General features: G+C 67.9%; 23 protein-coding genes. 2 read left to right on the plus strand and 21 right to left on the minus strand.

Annotation, left to right across the window (positions count from 1 at the left end; genetic code table 11):
* Positions 1 to 63: 63 nt before the first annotated feature.
* The 21 genes from KHP12_RS10720 to KHP12_RS52860 all read right to left on the minus strand — a co-directional run bounded on the left by KHP12_RS10720 (position 64) and on the right by KHP12_RS52860 (position 11,071).
* Positions 64 to 261 carry a DUF4236 domain-containing protein gene (locus tag KHP12_RS10720; protein WP_211832703.1) on the minus strand — a complete coding sequence of 66 codons (198 nt, stop codon included), beginning with the start codon at positions 259 to 261 and terminating at the stop codon, positions 64 to 66.
* Positions 262 to 434: 173 nt separating this feature from the next.
* Positions 435 to 755, minus strand: a complete 321-nt coding sequence (locus tag KHP12_RS10725; protein ID WP_211832704.1) for a DUF7739 domain-containing protein — start codon at positions 753 to 755, stop codon at positions 435 to 437.
* Positions 756 to 766: 11 nt separating this feature from the next.
* A complete protein-coding gene (locus tag KHP12_RS10730) occupies positions 767 to 1,000 on the minus strand; it encodes a hypothetical protein (RefSeq protein ID WP_211832706.1) in 234 nt (77 codons plus the stop codon).
* A complete protein-coding gene (locus tag KHP12_RS10735; RefSeq protein ID WP_211832708.1) occupies positions 997 to 1,599 on the minus strand; it encodes a DUF6197 family protein in 603 nt (200 codons plus the stop codon). The genes KHP12_RS10730 and KHP12_RS10735 overlap by 4 nt, the downstream gene beginning before the upstream one ends.
* 86 nt (positions 1,600 to 1,685) lie before the next feature.
* Positions 1,686 to 1,931: a hypothetical protein gene (locus tag KHP12_RS10740; protein ID WP_211832710.1), complete on the minus strand. Its 246-nt coding sequence runs from the start codon at positions 1,929 to 1,931 to the stop codon at positions 1,686 to 1,688.
* Positions 1,932 to 1,953: 22 nt separating this feature from the next.
* A complete protein-coding gene (locus KHP12_RS10745) occupies positions 1,954 to 2,373 on the minus strand; it encodes an NUDIX domain-containing protein (RefSeq protein ID WP_211832711.1) in 420 nt (139 codons plus the stop codon).
* 46 nt (positions 2,374 to 2,419) lie between these two features.
* Positions 2,420 to 2,854 carry a hypothetical protein gene (locus KHP12_RS10750; RefSeq protein ID WP_211832713.1) on the minus strand — a complete coding sequence of 145 codons (435 nt, stop codon included), beginning with the start codon at positions 2,852 to 2,854 and terminating at the stop codon, positions 2,420 to 2,422.
* A 27-nt stretch (positions 2,855 to 2,881) separates the two neighbouring features.
* Positions 2,882 to 3,493 (minus strand): hypothetical protein, encoded by a 612-nt coding sequence (locus KHP12_RS10755; RefSeq protein ID WP_211832715.1) that lies wholly within the window; start codon positions 3,491 to 3,493, stop codon positions 2,882 to 2,884.
* A gap of 151 nt (positions 3,494 to 3,644) precedes the next feature.
* Complete coding sequence (locus tag KHP12_RS10760; RefSeq protein WP_211832717.1) at positions 3,645 to 5,615, minus strand: hypothetical protein; 1,971 nt, start codon at positions 5,613 to 5,615, stop codon at positions 3,645 to 3,647.
* Between the two features lie 116 nt (positions 5,616 to 5,731).
* Positions 5,732 to 7,051, minus strand: coding sequence for an MFS transporter (locus tag KHP12_RS10765; RefSeq protein WP_211832719.1), 1,320 nt, complete (start codon positions 7,049 to 7,051; stop codon positions 5,732 to 5,734).
* 21 nt (positions 7,052 to 7,072) lie between these two features.
* Positions 7,073 to 7,372: a hypothetical protein gene (locus tag KHP12_RS10770; RefSeq protein WP_211832721.1), complete on the minus strand. Its 300-nt coding sequence runs from the start codon at positions 7,370 to 7,372 to the stop codon at positions 7,073 to 7,075.
* Positions 7,373 to 7,474: 102 nt separating this feature from the next.
* Positions 7,475 to 7,681 (minus strand): hypothetical protein, encoded by a 207-nt coding sequence (locus KHP12_RS10775; protein WP_211832729.1) that lies wholly within the window; start codon positions 7,679 to 7,681, stop codon positions 7,475 to 7,477.
* A 54-nt stretch (positions 7,682 to 7,735) separates the two neighbouring features.
* On the minus strand, positions 7,736 to 7,891 hold the full coding sequence (locus tag KHP12_RS10780; protein ID WP_211832731.1) for a hypothetical protein: 156 nt from the start codon (positions 7,889 to 7,891) through the stop codon (positions 7,736 to 7,738).
* A gap of 123 nt (positions 7,892 to 8,014) precedes the next feature.
* On the minus strand, positions 8,015 to 8,227 hold the full coding sequence (locus tag KHP12_RS10785) for a hypothetical protein (protein WP_211832732.1): 213 nt from the start codon (positions 8,225 to 8,227) through the stop codon (positions 8,015 to 8,017).
* 92 nt (positions 8,228 to 8,319) lie between these two features.
* Positions 8,320 to 8,583, minus strand: coding sequence for a hypothetical protein (locus KHP12_RS10790; RefSeq protein ID WP_246648500.1), 264 nt, complete (start codon positions 8,581 to 8,583; stop codon positions 8,320 to 8,322).
* Complete coding sequence (locus tag KHP12_RS52370; protein WP_281429934.1) at positions 8,583 to 8,717, minus strand: hypothetical protein; 135 nt, start codon at positions 8,715 to 8,717, stop codon at positions 8,583 to 8,585. Before KHP12_RS52370 ends, KHP12_RS10790 begins: the two co-directional genes overlap by 1 nt.
* Before the next feature lie 11 nt (positions 8,718 to 8,728).
* Positions 8,729 to 8,896, minus strand: coding sequence for a hypothetical protein (locus tag KHP12_RS10795; protein ID WP_211832736.1), 168 nt, complete (start codon positions 8,894 to 8,896; stop codon positions 8,729 to 8,731).
* Entirely contained in the window at positions 8,896 to 9,489 is a 594-nt protein-coding gene (locus tag KHP12_RS10800; RefSeq protein WP_211832738.1) for a DUF6197 family protein, read from the minus strand. The genes KHP12_RS10795 and KHP12_RS10800 overlap by 1 nt, the downstream gene beginning before the upstream one ends.
* Positions 9,489 to 9,791: a hypothetical protein gene (locus KHP12_RS10805; RefSeq protein ID WP_211832740.1), complete on the minus strand. Its 303-nt coding sequence runs from the start codon at positions 9,789 to 9,791 to the stop codon at positions 9,489 to 9,491. Before KHP12_RS10805 ends, KHP12_RS10800 begins: the two co-directional genes overlap by 1 nt.
* An 80-nt stretch (positions 9,792 to 9,871) precedes the next feature.
* The gene (locus tag KHP12_RS10810; protein ID WP_211832746.1) at positions 9,872 to 10,120 is read right to left on the minus strand and encodes a hypothetical protein; all 249 of its coding nucleotides are present in this window, start codon (positions 10,118 to 10,120) and stop codon (positions 9,872 to 9,874) included.
* 195 nt (positions 10,121 to 10,315) lie between these two features.
* Entirely contained in the window at positions 10,316 to 11,071 is a 756-nt protein-coding gene (locus KHP12_RS52860) for a GntR family transcriptional regulator (protein WP_211832747.1), read from the minus strand.
* Positions 11,072 to 11,252: 181 nt separating this feature from the next.
* Here KHP12_RS52860 and KHP12_RS10820 point away from each other — a divergent pair, with 181 nt between their 5' ends.
* Positions 11,253 to 11,834 (plus strand): endonuclease domain-containing protein, encoded by a 582-nt coding sequence (locus KHP12_RS10820; protein ID WP_211832750.1) that lies wholly within the window; start codon positions 11,253 to 11,255, stop codon positions 11,832 to 11,834.
* Positions 11,835 to 12,157: 323 nt separating this feature from the next.
* Positions 12,158 to 12,598: a DUF6907 domain-containing protein gene (locus tag KHP12_RS10825; protein ID WP_211832752.1), complete on the plus strand. Its 441-nt coding sequence runs from the start codon at positions 12,158 to 12,160 to the stop codon at positions 12,596 to 12,598.
* The last annotated feature ends 23 nt before the right edge of the window (positions 12,599 to 12,621 follow it).

Below are 12,621 nucleotides of genomic sequence, written 5' to 3' on the forward strand. Positions count from 1 at the left end.
TTCGGGGTGCGCCAGCCGCACTCCGCGCCCGTGACGGCACGCGGAGCACAGCGGGCAGGCAGGTCACCGGCGCCGGTTGCGGCGGTGGTTGTGCCTCCACCCGAACGGGCCGGGCAGGTCCATGGAGCTGGTGCGGCGGCCGGTGGAGCTGATGGTGTGCCGGGGCCCGCCGCGGGCGCCGAGAGTTATCGACCAGGACTTGGCGTTCAGGTTGAGCGTGACGCCGGGGAAGATGCGGATGGACTTACGGAATGTGATCACGGCGACTCCTGTTCAGCTCGCGGTAGGCCGCTTGTTGCGGCGACTGGTGGATTCGGGTGTGCCTGCTGGATGCCTTCCGGGGCGGCGGCCGTTCCCGGTGACCGTGCGGTCCCCCGGCGCGCTGCCGCTCGAGCCTCCCGGGCCGGGGTGCGGAGCCTTGCTGCCCGCGGCCATCAGCTCCACTCCCACGACTGCCGGGCGGTGGCCGCACGCTGTGCGGCGTTGGCGAGCTCGCGCACGTTCGCGTGGAAGCTACGCGGCATCAGCCGGTGAGCCGCGGCTTCCCGCAGCACGGCCGCCATCTTCCCGGCCTCACGGTGCGGAATGCTGAACGGCCCGTCGTCACTGTTGGCGAGCTTGAAGAGCTTCTGCACCGTCTGCCACTCCTTGGCCGTGGCGACGTGCGCCACCTGCTGGCCGACCTCGTACATCGCAGTGGCCGACCGGTAGTTCGTGCCACGCGGGCTGTTGCCGTGGCTGATGGACCAACCCATAGGTTCCTCCTTCACTTCTTCCGGATGGGGACGTGCTGCTCGGTGGGGTCGTGATCGGCGTGATACGAGGCGGCGAGCATGGCGCCCGTTGCGCTGTTGCGCGGCGTTGCCTGCAAGTCGGGGCAGCCGGAACAGACGACCCGGAACTCCCCGGTCGCGTAGTTGGCCTGGGCGTAGACGAAGGCGCCATCGGGAGTTTCGAGAATCTTGCTGATGCGTTCGAATCCGTCAGCGGACTTCTTCATCGTCCAGCCGCCCCTGCCGCCTGTACGGCTTCGCGCAGCAGGTAGAGCACGTCGCCTTCGTCGCGGCCCGCGTGGTCGTTCCACTCCCAGTAGTGGGCCCGAATGCCACGGCCAGCGAGGATGCGGTCCATGACCCGGCCGGCGGCCATGGCGGTGTCCTGGTCGCCGTAGCCGAGCCGGTAGAGGACGGCCTGTGCGCCGAGAATGCAGCGCCGCCCGGAGCGGGAGCGGAGGCCGCGGCCGCACCAGCCGTAGCGCTGGATGACGAGGGCGGTGAGCTGGAGGTGTTCGGTGACGGTGACCTGGCGGCGGGGGCCGCGGCGGGCGGACAGGGCCCAGTCGGGCAGCATCCGCCACACGCCACCGGGCAGGCCGCGGTCTTTGGTCTTCTTCTGGCGGGGCGCAGGGCCGGTGACGATCCCGGCTTCGGCGATCAGCTCGTTCACCGGCGGGAGGTCGAAGCCGCTTCCCCGGACGGGCTTCGGCTCCGGAATGGCCGGACGCTTCGCGGGTCGGGTGGCGAGGAATCGTTCGATCTCGGCGATCAGTTGCTGGCCAGCCTGATCCAGGCTTGCCGCGTCGGGCATGGCTGTGGTCATCTATTGGCCTCCTACGGCCTTTCGGGGTGTCGGGGAGGGGTGGGGCGCCCCGGTTGCTGCCACGCGGGTGGGGCGCCCCGGCTTGGTTACTTCTCGCTCAGCGAGTAGCTCACGATGGTGACGTCGGCAACGGGGATGCCGTTTTGCTGCGCGTACCAAGATTTGATCCACGCGAGGAGGGATCCCACGGTGGCGCCGGGCCGCGGAGTGCAGGTGCCGGCGCATTCCTGGGAGGGGTTCTGTCCGTAGCTCAGGGGTCCGCGCACGATCGTGGCCTTCCAGCCGTAGCGGCTGGCGGTGAGCGGAGTGTCTGGGTTGCTGTAGTTGGTCATACCTTCTCCTAGATTGGGTGTTTCAGAACGTTGGGTCCACGGCTGCGCCGAGGATGTCTGCGTGGTCGAACGCGAGCGGAGGCAGGGCATCCAGCGGCCACCACTGGGCCGTGCGGGCGTCGTCCCCCGCCACGATGGGAGTGCCAGCGGGAACGACGACGAGGTAGGCGTCAGTGCTGTACCTGCCTCGTGGGTCGCGGCCGGGCTGGTTCCATGTGCCGATCTGGCGTAGGTCGCCGGTGGCCACGTGAACACCTGTTTCCTCAGCGAGCTCCCGGGCGGCGGCCTCGCGACTCGACTCCGGCGGGTCGACGTGGCCGCCAGGCAGGGCCCAGTGCCCTTCAAAGGGGGCCCAGTTGCGTTCGATCAGCAGTACCTGCCGATCGGGGGTGACGACGATGATGTTGGCGGTGTAGCGGATGGTCTCGGGCTGGGTTTCCATGGGTTCTCCTTGATCAGCATCAAGCGCTGGAAGCGCCCCGGTCAGGTCAGAACGTCTTGTTCTCTTCGTCCCTGCGGCGCTGCCGCCACGACTTCTTGGCGCCCTTCTTCCAGGCGTCGTTGGCGTCGTTGACCTGCTTCTGCATGCTGCGGATCTCGGTCTCGTCGAGGTACCGCTCGGTGTCGTTGCCGAGGGGTCCGGCGACCTGCGGGCTGGGCTCCCAGTAGCCACGCACGCCGCGGGGCTGCGAGGTGTAGACGGTGCCGTGCTCGGCGAGCAACTGCTCGACGCTCTTGGAGCCGATCATGGCGCCGCCGAGGATCCCGTTGTGGTGGGTGACCTCGTACCGGGCGCACATCCGGGGGTCCTCCCAGGGGGCGCCACGGGTCTCGATCTTCTCGATCACGTACAGCGTGGTGCCCTTGGGGACGCGCTGGATTGCCTTCATGTCGCGGCGGTTGTTGCGGTAGACGGTGGACAAGGTGATCTCCTTCGAGTCGGGGAATGATCAGGCGGTCTTGACCCGAGTGCGGGTCGGTGGTGCCTTGCGAGTGGTCTTCTTCTTGGCGGGCTTGGCTTCGACGGTGGGTATGGGGGCGCCTTCGGGGACTTGGGCGTACCAGGCGCCTCCGACGCTGATCCCGCCGTGCTTCTTGCGTTCATGTGTGCGGAGGGCTTTGGTGGCGGCCTTGGCGTCGCGATACCGGGGCTTCTCGCGCTTGCCGCAGGGGCACTTCCAGCCGATGAGCCCGGAGCGCTGGTCGGCGCCGAAACGGGCGGCCTTCTGGATCTGCCACTTGCTGACAGTGGTCTTGGACGGCTTAGCGGGGCAGGGCTTGGAGCCGGAGAGGGTTCCGTCTTTCTTCTGCGTGTAGATCTGGCCGTTGCCGTGGCAGGTTGGGCAGCCTTCGTGGGTCTTGCGCATGATCGCCGCGTCGCGCTTGGCCCGCCGGGTGTCGAAGTGGGCGGAGGCTTGCCGGTCGGCCCACTTGGCAGCTTTGATCGCCATCTTGCGGCGCCAGCCCTTGCGGGTGGGCTTGCGGCCGACTGGGCGCCTCGGCGCCATCGTCTGGCGGCGCTTCGTGGCCCGCTTCCGTGCCGTCGACCGCTTCGCAGCCATGATCGTCCAGCTCCTTCAACGAATAGTACAAATGCGGATTAATAGGGCGACTACGGGCCGTCTAGACCCCGGCTATGGGCCGTCTATGGCCCGGCTACCTGCGGAGATGCTTGATCGGCTAGACGGGTCCCAGTCGGGGTCTAGACGGGGGTCAGACGGCCTCAAGACGGGCCTTAGCCGGGTCCAACAGGCCCCCAGCCGCCCGCTCCACAACCTCCCGGCGCCAGCCGCGAACCTGCGGGCGCCCATCCCACTCCTCGCGGCTCGCCGCCGCCCCTGGGGCGTGAGCCCGGAGCTTCGACGCCAGCGTCGTGCTGTCCATGCCGTCGATCCCGGCGGCCTCAAGAACAGGCAACAGCACCTCGGTCGTGGGCAAGAAGCTCCGCTTCTTCGACTCAAACGCCTGAAGCAGGACAGACACCAGCTCGGCGTCCGAGTGATCCAGCCGGTCGACCCGCTCGGCCAGCGTCATCTGCCCGGCCGGGCCGTACTCGCTGGCCAGGTGCAGCAGGTCGGCCTCAGCGAGCGTGTCGTGATCGAGCCACGGGCGCCCGGCCTTACTCCGCTCCTCGACCGCCCGCTCGATCGCGTCCCGGCTGTGCTCGTTCCAGCCGTACAGCAGCGGCCGGGTGATGCCCGCACCCTTGATGTACGACTGGCCCGCGTCATTCTTGATGTCCTTGTTCTGGGCAGGCACGAGGCGATCGGGTCGGTAGCCCTCGGCTGCGGCGCCCTTGCCGAAGACGATGCGGATGTCGTCCCATCGCGAGGCCAGCATGATCCGCAGCGTGAAGGAGTCGGCGATCGCGTCACCCATGGCGTCGCTGGTGGCATCCTGACCTGCGGCGATCGGGTACATCCCGGACTGCTTGGCCAACCGCAGCAGTTCGATGAACTGCTCCTTCGCGAGAGGGCTGAGGTAGATGTACTCGTCGACGAACACAAAGATCGCGGGATGCTGGGCCGTGGCGACCCACGTGTCGCCCATCTTCAGCCGGTTGCGGACCTTGTTCCGGGCTTTCGCCATGGCCACGAGGTGGCCGAGCCACTCCTCGCACTCCTTCTGCCCGCGAATGGGCGGCACCGCCATGACACCTTCGAACTCTCGCAGCCCGTCCTTCACCGGGTCCATCTCGATGGCGATGGCGTTGTGGCAGGCGGTGATGACCTCGGCCAGGTCGCGCAGGACGCCGGTGGTTTTGGCTGCGCCGGACACGCCGATGGCGAGGATCCGCAGCCCTTCCAGAACCAGATTGAGGGGGCTGCCATCCATGCATCGCCCGAAGTGGTGAGCCTCGGTGATGTCCAGGCTGTTGGGGGCGTGCAAAATCGGCCGCGCCATATCGCTGAAAGGGTTCGCGGTGACGAGCCGCAGCACGATGTGGGAAGCGTCCTGAGCGTCGGGCTCGATGAGGGTGCCGCCCGTCTTGATGCCGAAGTGCGTGTCGAGTTGGTCGGCGATCGCCGCGACCTTGCCCGGCGTGGCACCCTTCAGCACGATGTCGATCTCTCTGCCCCAGGCGTGCGAGGCGAGGAGTCGGATGCTGCGGGTAGCGATCCCCTCGGCGTAGAGGGCTCGGGACACGCACTCCTCGACCTGGCTGCCGTCCTTGCACCAGGCGAGGGGGAACGGCTCGTCGGGATCGTCCTCGTCGCGGTCCTCGTCGGCGAGGATCTGCCCGGCGGGCATGCCGGGGTGGTTGGCCCGATACCTCCCGTACAGGGCCAGCACCGCGGCAGTTGTCGCCACCTCGGACCCCGGCGCGATAGCCAGCGCCTCGAGCGCGTCCATGTCGGCGGCCGTGACGAGCGTGGCCCAGCCGGCCGTGTTGAGCGTGGCCGCGGCAAGTGTGGTCCAGCCGAGGATCTTCCAGCGCTTCACCCGGGTGCGCTCGACGTTGTTCCAGTCGCTGCCGGACGACATGCCGCCCAGCACCTCCTGGTGGTCGTAGGCCCGCACATACCGCCAGCCGAGGACGCCAGCCGCCTTGACACCGGTCCCGAACCACTGGAGCCCGACACACAGGGGGCGGGCGACGAGCCCGACCGCCCGCCCGGTTTTTGCTGCGACGACCATGGCGGCGGACCCGGCCCGGTAGATCGCCGGGGTGTACTCGGGCATGACCTCGATGACACCGGGCGCGATGTCCTCCTCGTCCTCGTCGGGGGTAACGAGCTCACCCTTGATGAGCTTGTCCCACGCCGGGTCGGCCTGGGTGCTGGGGGTCGTCTCGATGCTCACGACTGCTCCTCTCCGGCGGCGTTCCTGGCGGCGCTGGCGGCCTGTTCGAGGGCGGCCTGCTTCTTTGCGATCGGACTGTTCGGCTGACTGTCACCGGGCCGCCGAAGGGGCGGCGTGCCCCCGTTATTGCGGCGCCCGTCGGGGGCCTCCGGGTCGCGCTTGGCGCGACGGCCCCTTTGGGATTCGACCTGCGACAAGTCGCCCAGTATCGGCATCTCGGTGACGGTCTTCATGCGGGCCTCGGCCGTGCGCGCCCCGGCTTCGATTTCGGCGGTGATGCCGACCTTCCGGGTGCCGTTCACGAGGTGCCACGCGTCGCCCCAGATCTGCTCGGTGACGTACTGCGAGCCGCGGGCGGAGCGGAGCGCCTCGGCTACCTTCCACACCTCCGGGTGGTGCTCCTGGCGGTCCTCGTCGCGCCGCTTCTGCTCCTCCCTCGCGCGGGAGTCGGCGAGACTCTTGGCCGCGGCGGCAGCCGCTTCGGCGTCTGCCTTGTCGCGACGAGCCTTCTCGCGCGCCTTCTTCTCTTCGGCGGCCTTCCGCCCGGCCGCGCGCCGTTCCCGCCACGACGGGATTCCGTCGGCCTTCTGCGCGATGCTGTGCTCGTAGGCCATGAGAACGATCGGCCCGCCGAGGGATGCGATGGCGCCGATCAAGCCTGCGTTGAAGCCGATCCGCGGGTCGCGACCGCCGTACATGTTGATCGCCGCTGCGATGAGCGCGCCGATCATGATGCCTACGCGGTAGGGGGCGACGTCCCGACGGTGGGCGACCGCCCATGCGGCACCGAACGCCAGCACCAAGGCGAGGCCCTCCAGCAGTCCTGGCGCGGCAACGAGGAACGGCCGTTTCGGGTCCCAGAAGTGCATGAACTGCACTGGGGCGGCGATGACCAAGCCGACGGCGTAGATGCCGCGTGCTCCCCACTTCCACCAGCGCTCGGCGCGCAACTGCTCCTTGGCGCGCTGCTCCTCCTGAGCCTCTTGCTCTGCCGCAGCCTTCTCGGCCTTCTCCTTCTCCGCGTCGGCCTTGGCCTTTTTCGCTGCCTTGTCGGCGAGGTACTCGTCGTGACTGGCCCGGTCACGCTCCTGCTTCATGCGTGTCCGCTCGTTGGCCAGGCGCTGCTTCTCGGCTTCCTCGGCGGCCAAAAGTTCGGCGGCCTTCGCCTTACCCTCAGCCTCGATGCGGAGGGCTTCGGCCTTGGCCTTGGCTTCGGTCCGGATCGCCTCCGCCTCAGCCAGGGCACGCGGATCGAACCGCGGCTCGGCAGCGGGCACGGGCGTCCCGTTGACCTGCTTCTCGACGGAGGTGGTCACGGTGCTCAGTCCTTTCTCGGGTCAGCTGGCGGTTGCGCCGGTGCGGGCGCGGTGGAATTCCTTGACGAACTCGTCGGTCAGCCCGGAGCCGATCGCGGCGCCAACGGGCGCGATGCCGGTCACGGAGGCGGCCCACAGCTCCAGCCACGCGGCCCGGGTCGCCAAGTAGATGACGACGGGCCGGAGGCAGCGGAGCGGAAACACGACCGTGGCGAGGGCGGCCATGACGAGGAGAGCGAGGATGCGGATCGTGCACACCCGCAGCCCGCGGGCAAACCGCTGCAAGCGCGAAGGCTTCGCGGTGATCAGATAGGCGTGCACGGGAACTACTCCTCTAAGGCAGATGGGTGGTGGTGTCTGGCGGGCTTACCAACCCGCAGGTGCGGGGCCGAACCTGCGGGATGGGCTGCCGTCAGGCAACGGTCAGATCTTCTTCAGGTCTTCGGGGGCGAATCCGACGTAGCCGAGCACCCGCTCCTTGACCTTGGATTCGAGGCCCTTCACAGCCACGAGTCCGGAGCTGTCGGGGCCGTCGGTGTGGACGGTCGCGGTGCGGCCGATGTACTTGCGGTACTGCGGGTAGTCGACCGAGCTGACGATCTTGACCTTGTCTCCCTGGCGGAACTGCATGGCGATCTCCTTTCGTCGTCGAGTTGTCGGGCGGGATGGGCTGCCGTCAGGTGGTCAGCGGACGTGCTTGCGGGCGTCGCTCTTGGCAGCGGACTCGGTCGCGAACCAGGCGACCTCGTTGGACCTGCCGCACGGGCAGTCCCACATCCAGCGCTGACGCCGGTCACCCCGGTCACGCAGATACGTCCTGGGCTGGCACTTGGCGGGCATGTACTTCCTCTCTCGATGGACGATGTGGTGGGGGTGGCGCTGATCCTCGGAGTGCTGCCGGACTGTCCGGCCACCGCACCCCACGCCCCGGTGGTGGCGGCATGGAGCACGGGGGCGGGGCGGTCAGACGGTCGGCCCGTGCTTGCTGTGGTCGACGGCGAGGTTGCGGAGCCGATCCAGCTCGGCGTCACTGCTGCCGACTGCCTGGCTCGAGACGCCGCAGCCCTTGACCGGGCACGTGTAGACGGTGGTGCGGCGGCGGTCGTCGAGCCGCCGAATGAGGTACATGCTGGCGACACAGGCGGCCATACCGAAGGCGTAGAAGACGAGGAGCATGGGGGCCTTCCCTGGATGGGTGAAGTGAGGGAGTCGTGCCCGCGGGCGCCGCGGGGGTCGGATCACCCGCAGACACGACGACTGGGGGTGGGCTAGATGGGGCCGCGGTAGCCCTTCTCGTGGACCCACGGGAACGGCCGCAGCGCACGAGCCAGGTTGTAGACCTCGATCGCGGCCCCGTCATGCCCAGCCAGCGGATACACGCGAGGCCCAATCAGCGACGCGTACAGGCGGGCCCCGTGATGGATACAGGCCGACACGCCCGTGCCCTGCTGATCCACAACCCGCACCACCTGCTTGCCGTCACACGGCGTCGGATCCTCGACGTGAGCAGCCGGGCAACGATCGGAGGCCATCACTTGCCCCGCTTCTTACGCTGCTCCTCGGCCTGCTCGCGGGCTTCCTTGGCCCGCTTCGCCGCCTCCATGGCGGACTGCATGTTCGTCAGCGTCTGCTCGTTGGAGAACTCTTCGTCCGTCTGACGCGTCACGGGCCGCAGCATCACGCCACCTGCTCTCGGGGCACGATCCGGAACACGTCCCGGCGCGAGTTGTACACAACCTCGACGTCCTCGCCACCAGCCCGCAGGCCCTCGGCGATCCGGTCCAGCGTCGGCAGGCTCCGGGAGTCCCCAGCAGGCAGCTCACGCAGCATCTCGGCAGTAGTCATCACGCCACCGCCAGCCCGTAGCGGCGGGCGAACTTCGCCGTCACCAGCAGCAGCCCGCGCACCTCGTCCCACGAACGGCCCTGCCTCTCCGCCCACGCATCGGCGCAGGCGTAGGAGGCCCCAGACTGGGCGCGCAGCACCAGCTCCATGCAGTCGAACGCCTTACGCCGACTGTCACGGTCCATGTCGCCGAGCGCCTGTCCCAGCGTCAGGCCCGGCTCCGTCTTGGCCACCAGATCCCGACCGGAGTCCTTCACCGCCCACGACACCAGCCGAACCAGATACCGCACCAGCGAACCGGTCGACGCAGCCCCGTCCGGCTCCTCCGGAGCCTCCTTCTCCTCACCAACCCACTCGTAGGTGGTCTGCGCCCGGTCCCGGCGCCAACCCTCCGCCTCCAGGCGCTCACGGGCCGCATCCAGAACCTGGGCGACCTCCTCACCCGTGAACAGCGTCCCCGACAAGCCGAACCAGAACCTCGTCGGAGAAGTGCTGAAGCGGGCTTCCTCGGCGAGCAGCTCACCCGCCGCCTCCAGAACCTCAGCGCGCCCCAGCGCAGGCTTCACCGCGACAGCCGACACGACGGTGGTCATCACGCCACCTCCGCCAGGTCCCCGACACCGGCGGCGTCCAGCTCGGCCACCAGCGACGGCTCACCCGGGCGGGCCGCGTCCATGTCGGCCGCGGCCAGATACGCGGTGGCCATCGCGTCGACGTCACCGCGGGCACGGGCCGTCACGTAGGCGGTCACAATGTCCGCGCCGGCCGCGTCCTCCGCGTCCAGGTCCGGGACGAGCGTCAGGGCCCGCATCTGGCGCAGCTTCGGGGAGTCGGACGCCGCATCGGCGTCGAAAAGGCGGGCGAACGGCGGAGGCGGGGTGACGGTACGATTCATGTCGATCTCCAGTTGCTAGCGGCTTCGGGTGGTCAGGCCCCGGTCCATCGGCGTTGCAGCGCCGGGCCGGGGTTTTTGCGTTAGGCGGCGGGCGCCTCGGGGGTTGGGTGGACGCCCGTCGAATTCAGGACGGACTCGGGGATCCGGAGGGCGCCGGTCGCGCCATCCCCTGGCTTGACCTCAGCGCCGCGCAGATAGTCGGCGACGGATGTCTCGGCAACGCGGAAGCGCGGGCGCTCGGCGCCAACGGCAATGTCGATGGCAGCCAACCGGCCAGAGGTGATGAGCCGGCGAACGTGCTGCGGTGTGCTGCCGATACGGCGGGCCACTTGGCCAGTTGTCAGGTAGTCGCCCGAAGGGGCGACAGAAGCGGACGTCACTAGGTGCTCCCCTACGGTCGGCTGGGGTGGACACCTAGATACAAGCAGACGCTCTAGAGCAACGCAATAGCTCTAGAGCGTCCGGAGCTATTTTGAGGCACCAAAAAGCCCCCGCCGACGAGTGGCGAGGGCTATATATGCAGGTCAGCGCTTGAAGTCGTACACCAGAAGGAATCGAGACGCGTCCAGAACCATTCGGTTGAACTCGACTACCCGACCGTCCCCCTGCATCGCGATGCGATGCTGCTCGATCACCGGAGCGCCAGCCGCCAAGTGCAGGTCGTCCACCTCGGCCGGAGTTGCCAATCGGCAGCGAACCTGCTCGCGGAACTCGACCGGCTTATGGCCAGCCTCCTCCAAGCGGGCGTAGATCCCACCTTCACCCGTGTCGATTTCGGTGATCTGCGTGTCGCGCGCGAACTCGTCCGGAATGTACGACGTGGCTCTCATGACGGGCACTGCGTCGACGACGTACTTGCGGTCACGCCTCCACGCCTTGGCCCCTGGCTCCAGGTCGAGTACGCGAGCAACGCCATCCGGAACGCGAGGGAAGTCAACCTGCGGCTCAACGACTTCCCATTGGCGGCCCTCCACATCCACGTCCCACATGGAGCGGGCCTCGCCCCAATGCTCGGGATAGAGCCGCTTCAAGGCGTTACGGACGATGGGTCTCCACTCGGCGAGGAACCATCCGGATCCCTGGCGTGCCTCGACGAGTCCCTCATCGCGCAGCACACCGAGCGCTTGCCGAACGGTCATCAACGAGACCCCGTAGTGAGTACGCAGGTCCCTTTCCCCCGGAAGCTTGCGATCCTCCTCGAAGTCGCCTGCATTGATCCGTTCGCGCAGGTCGTCGGCGACCCCCCGGTACTTGTGCGGCTCGCCGGACTTGGGTGGCACGGGCTCTCCTTATAGACGGATTCATCTAGAGCAACGCTACCTGCTCTACATCGGCACTGGTCAATGAGCTCCTTGCCGACTTTCGTATCGAGGGCTGGCCTCGATTGCTCTAGAGCGCTACGGTGGCGTAGTCACCGCGTCGCTGTGAGTGCCAACACAGCGGAAGGGAGCGTCTGCACGCATGCACATCCGCCGGAAGCCGAAGCATGAGAGCGGCATCAAGTGCGACATCCACAAGATCTACTCGCTCAGCTGCGACGACTACGACGCACTGTGGAGGCGCAGCGGCGGAGTCTGCGAAGCGTGCGGCTTCGAGCCAGACCGGCCAGAGCGCGGCCTCGTCATCGATCACGATCACAAATACGGTGACGCGGCCGTGCGAGGACTCATTTGCCGCTGGTGCAACACCGCGCTGGGAAAGCTGGAGAACCCCGACGTCAATCCGGCGTTCGGTCCAGGGCCCGGCAGTTGGTTCCGTAGCTACTTCCGCCGCGCTTGGTTCGCCCGCGCACAAGACGCGGAGGCCGATGTCGCTCTCCCTCTCGACCGCGAGCGCCTCGGGCAAGAACTGAGAGCCTGGCGGACCTACAACAAGGCACTCTTCACCACGAACCCGAAGACGGCCCTCGTCCCTCTCGACAAGGCGTCGGTCGCTGCCGAGATTCTCCGGGAGCAGATGAGCCCGCAGGCGTTCGGCGTTCTCGTCCGAGCGGTCAACAAGCTCGCTGAGGAGCCCAAGCGGAACGGCGCACCCTCTCAGTAACGCGATGGGGCGGGCATTCCGAACTCTGCGTCGCCAAGTTCCAGCCGATCCGCAGCAGCGTCTGCGCTGACCGCGCGTGCGAAGGGAGCGCGTCCAGATCATACCGAGTCAGGCAACTCGGACTCCGCGCAGGTCAGCAAGTGAGCGGTCGACTTCCGGATCTACATCGGGCTGTACGTCACTGGCCGGAATATCGCCTAGCGTCAGCCGGACTGGTTCGGCAGCACAACGGCCGGGTGCTACGAACACCCGGCCGCCGGAAGAAACCAGCGAGTCATCACCTCGCTGATCAGTAGCTCAACCCTCGAAGATTGGAGCTCTTCATGAGCGTACTGCACGACATCCCGACCCAGCAGTCTCCTGTGCCCGGCGTCACCCCCACCCCTCCCCCGCCGTCCGCCTCGCCCCGCCTGGTCGCGGCTGTGGTGCGTGGCCAGCGGATCGCGGTTCCGGACCCGGATTGGTGTGTGCGCGACCACTCGAAGGAGGATCTGGCGTTCTTGGAGGATCTTTCCCACGAGGGTGAGGAGATCGCACTCGCGGCGCCCGAGTTCGGCGGGGTCACCGAGGTGCTGGTCGCCTCGATCCGTCAGTGGCCGTTCGTGAACGACGAGGACCGGGGCCTGCCCTACCTGGGGCTGGACGCGACGGGCGAGGGTGAGGTCGCGAACCTGCGGAAGGCTGCGGCGTTGGCGTTCGCGGACCAGCTGGTGGCGCACGCCGCGGAGATCCGCCGGCTGGTTGGCGTACTGGCCAGCGCTTGATCTCTGACTTGCAGTAAGGGCCG

Origin of the sequence: Streptomyces asiaticus, assembly GCF_018138715.1 — a bacterium.
GTDB classification, from domain to species: Bacteria; Actinomycetota; Actinomycetes; order Streptomycetales; family Streptomycetaceae; genus Streptomyces; species Streptomyces asiaticus.

Coding starts and splice junctions, on each gene's coding strand:
- KHP12_RS10725 (WP_211832704.1), bottom strand. CDS start 755: ATGGGTTGGTCCATCAGCCACGGCAACAGCCCGCGTGGCACGAACTAC.
- KHP12_RS10730 (WP_211832706.1), bottom strand. CDS start 1,000: ATGAAGAAGTCCGCTGACGGATTCGAACGCATCAGCAAGATTCTCGAA.
- KHP12_RS10735 (WP_211832708.1), bottom strand. CDS start 1,599: ATGACCACAGCCATGCCCGACGCGGCAAGCCTGGATCAGGCTGGCCAG.
- KHP12_RS10740 (WP_211832710.1), bottom strand. CDS start 1,931: ATGACCAACTACAGCAACCCAGACACTCCGCTCACCGCCAGCCGCTAC.
- KHP12_RS10745 (WP_211832711.1), bottom strand. CDS start 2,373: ATGGAAACCCAGCCCGAGACCATCCGCTACACCGCCAACATCATCGTC.
- KHP12_RS10755 (WP_211832715.1), bottom strand. CDS start 3,493: ATGGCTGCGAAGCGGTCGACGGCACGGAAGCGGGCCACGAAGCGCCGC.
- KHP12_RS10760 (WP_211832717.1), bottom strand. CDS start 5,615: ATGCCCGAGTACACCCCGGCGATCTACCGGGCCGGGTCCGCCGCCATG.
- KHP12_RS10775 (WP_211832729.1), bottom strand. CDS start 7,681: ATGCAGTTCCGCCAGGGAGACAAGGTCAAGATCGTCAGCTCGGTCGAC.
- KHP12_RS10780 (WP_211832731.1), bottom strand. CDS start 7,891: ATGCCCGCCAAGTGCCAGCCCAGGACGTATCTGCGTGACCGGGGTGAC.
- KHP12_RS10785 (WP_211832732.1), bottom strand. CDS start 8,227: ATGCTCCTCGTCTTCTACGCCTTCGGTATGGCCGCCTGTGTCGCCAGC.
- KHP12_RS10790 (WP_246648500.1), bottom strand. CDS start 8,583: ATGGCCTCCGATCGTTGCCCGGCTGCTCACGTCGAGGATCCGACGCCG.
- KHP12_RS10795 (WP_211832736.1), bottom strand. CDS start 8,896: ATGACTACTGCCGAGATGCTGCGTGAGCTGCCTGCTGGGGACTCCCGG.
- KHP12_RS10800 (WP_211832738.1), bottom strand. CDS start 9,489: ATGACCACCGTCGTGTCGGCTGTCGCGGTGAAGCCTGCGCTGGGGCGC.
- KHP12_RS10805 (WP_211832740.1), bottom strand. CDS start 9,791: ATGAATCGTACCGTCACCCCGCCTCCGCCGTTCGCCCGCCTTTTCGAC.
- KHP12_RS10820 (WP_211832750.1), top strand. CDS start 11,253: ATGCACATCCGCCGGAAGCCGAAGCATGAGAGCGGCATCAAGTGCGAC.
- KHP12_RS10825 (WP_211832752.1), top strand. CDS start 12,158: ATGAGCGTACTGCACGACATCCCGACCCAGCAGTCTCCTGTGCCCGGC.